Genomic DNA, 888 nt, shown 5'->3' with positions numbered 1-888 from the left:
TGTTGGAAACGCTCCGTCTCACATACTTTGGTGATGCGTTTCTTTACGTTGCCGCGCCATTTTAACAAATGGTTTTTCACCGACGATTTTACACCTCGGTTTTCTGCCATCATCATGACTTGAGAGCGAGCCATCAAATCATTTACAGCACTGTCGATGATGCCTGAATCCGCCACCATCAGCGCCAAGTTGAGTCCGTCTGCACCTAACATGTCGTCTCCTTAAGAGAAAAACTGATGTAAGTTTTTAAAGCGTTGAATGATCTTCTCGCTTTCACCTTGGATAGACTCAAGTCGTTGGCTCACCTGTTGCAGACTCGACTCCATAAGACGTGGTAATTCAGGATCCACAAAACTGTGTGGCAGTGCATCATGAAAGTTCGCTTTGACTTTACGCATGTGGTGCTCTGCTTCACTCAGTTGGTTTACGGCTTTTTCGCTTTGCGACAACCATTTTTGGTACAGCTCAATGTCCAAACCTTGTTGCGTTACCAAGCTCACCAAAATACCGCGGTTAGCAATATCGCGGATCACCAAGTTGTTCGCCGCATCCACATCAAAACGCAGACGACACATATTGGTGTTTTGGTTTACGTAACCGTACACATCACCTTGGCCATCTTTGATCACACGGTCCAGTTCATCTTTCGGTACATAAACCCAACGGCTATCGCCTTTTTCCGATTCCGATACCGACATGTTGCTTTGCAAGATAACCAACTTCACTAGGTTAACGGCCGCACCCACTTTGTAGGTTTTCGCCTTCGAAGTATCGAAACGCATGGTTTCTTTGCGCAAAATACCGGTTGCTGCTTCAGAGGTCAGCGTCATGCGGTAGGTGTCTTCTAGCTCATGCTGAACATCAATCAAAGACTCGCGGCAGTACTCG

Annotated in this window: 1 protein-coding gene and 1 pseudogene; both read right to left on the bottom strand. The window is 46.6% G+C overall.

The window, feature by feature from the left end; translation table 11 throughout:
• Positions 1 to 212 (bottom strand): annotated as a pseudogene (locus tag R7P74_RS25410) (ATPase RavA stimulator ViaA); the annotation flags it as partial.
• Between the two features lie 9 nt (positions 213 to 221).
• Positions 222 to 888 (bottom strand): ATPase RavA domain-containing protein (locus R7P74_RS25405; protein ID WP_318123413.1); only part of this gene is annotated, 667 nt, incomplete at its 5' end.

The organism is Vibrio sp. 2033 (assembly GCF_033339735.1).
This window is presented reverse-complemented; position numbering and strand designations above follow the sequence as displayed.